This window comes from Pseudoalteromonas denitrificans DSM 6059, from assembly GCF_900112265.1.
Lineage (GTDB): Bacteria > Pseudomonadota > Gammaproteobacteria > Enterobacterales > Alteromonadaceae > Pseudoalteromonas > Pseudoalteromonas denitrificans.
In genome coordinates, this window is the sequence record NZ_FOLO01000115.1 from 1 (window position 1) to 1,892 (window position 1,892).

Sequence of the window (1,892 nt, forward strand, 5' to 3'; positions counted from 1 at the left end):
ACTATATTTAAAGGTGAACAAATTAACATAGATGTATTAGCTAATGATACTGATGCTGAAAATGCGCAATTAACGATTACAGCAGTAACTGCAATTAAAGGTGGTGTACCTGAGATTATTAATAATAAAGTGACTTTTGTGGCTGAAGAGGAATTTACTGGTGATGCGCAATTTAGCTATAGCATTAGTGATGGTGCGCATACTGCTCAAGGTCTGGTTGATATTACAATTATGTTATCGCCTGCTGATAAAATAATACACCTAAAAAACCAGGTTGATAGTTTTGTTTCACATACTATTGCAATAATTGATGAGCAACAAATAAATTGTGTAACTCACCCTGAAAGTCCACAATGTGAACTAGTTTCGGTTAAATTTTCTGATGGTCAATTTGATGCGAGTAAAACTTATCAGAATCAAACGATTTTAATCTTAGATACTAATTTAGAATTTTCGGCAACGGTACGTTATCGTAGCAGAGTTAAAGCCGCATTTACTCAAGGGCAAGATGGCTTTTATCATCAAGCACAACTAGAGGCTTATGATCCTCAGTTTCACATACCAAAAATGGCGAAAGCAGTCTTAAATCAAATAGATACATTTTCTGATGATAATAATAACAGTAAATTTATACCAGCCACTTGGTTAGACCCTTTATCTTGGTTATCTGATCGTCTTTATCCATTTGATAATTATATTGAATATCTAGGTCATGGAAAAACCCCTTTCTTGTATTTATTAGAACATAACCCTAAAGCTGAGTTTGTGATAGCAACGCCACCAGACTTTTTTAAAATATACTCAGGGTTATTTTGTAGGGCTGAATTAATAGAAGAAGGTCAAGCAGATAGTAACCTTGAACGACTTAGAAGCTTAGTTATTTCGGCTGCAAATGATTTTAAAAAGCAAGTGCTTGATGAACAAGGTATTGAGTATATTAATTACTCAGGTGGTCATACTTTAGAATCAGTTAAAACTCGTTGGTCTCAATTGTGTGTAGAACCCGAGCCTGACATAAATACTTTAGTAAAGTTACTTGATGTATATAGACCTTTTTATGACGTTTTATTTAACTCAGATAATATTTTTTCAGCTCAGGCGAGCGATGTAAATATGACAAGTACTAACAATGTTTTAGATATTGATAAGAGTTTTAAAAACAAAATCTTAGTGGGCGACTTTGCTATATTAGACTCTAAATTGCCTATCGATGGTAAATTAGAAAATGTAATGGCACCTGAACTTTTGATTAATCGAGACAATTCTAAACATTGGGTCGATCTTTTCATTAATTTTGGCGTTAAATCAAGAGTAGCAAATAAGACACCATTAATGGATACAGACGCATTGGGATTAGCTTCATATCCAATTAGTTCAATGCAGCCTTCTTGGGCTGCCCCTGTTGCTTTATCTTGGGCAATTAATATCAAAAACTCCCACTTTCCAGATGATGCACTCGATAATAATATTATTGAACAGATAAAAGATAAAATGACGCCAGAATTATGTAGTTATAGTAACTGGGACATATCGAGCTATTACGGGAAATGTAAAATGCAAGATCCGTTATTACATAGGCAACATGAAGTTTACCGTTTAGGCTATTTGGATTAGTTTAGCGGATTTTTACTGACTTCATACTTCATAAGCACAAAAATTATAGCCATGTTTTTTTGTGCTTATATCTTACTTAAAATTCATATTTATCTATTCTATTTATGTTCCTTAATTGGTACAGTTTAACTTGTTGTATTTTAAATGCTCATTTTAAATGCTCATTTTAAGTGGCGTTTTGCATTGAAGTTACTCTGTACTTAAAATAAATTTGTTGGAATAAGGGAATATTAATGAAATTTACGGTTACTAAATTTTTAAGTTGTGCACTCATGTTG

At 32.8% G+C, this 1,892-nt stretch carries 1 protein-coding gene; it reads left to right on the forward strand.

Going from position 1 to position 1,892, the window contains the following annotated elements; all coding sequences use genetic code 11:
• The coding region (locus BM088_RS27510; protein ID WP_091991994.1) for an Ig-like domain-containing protein at positions 1-1,614 on the forward strand (1,614 nt) is incomplete at its 5' end.
• Between the last annotated feature and the right edge of the window lie 278 nt (positions 1,615-1,892).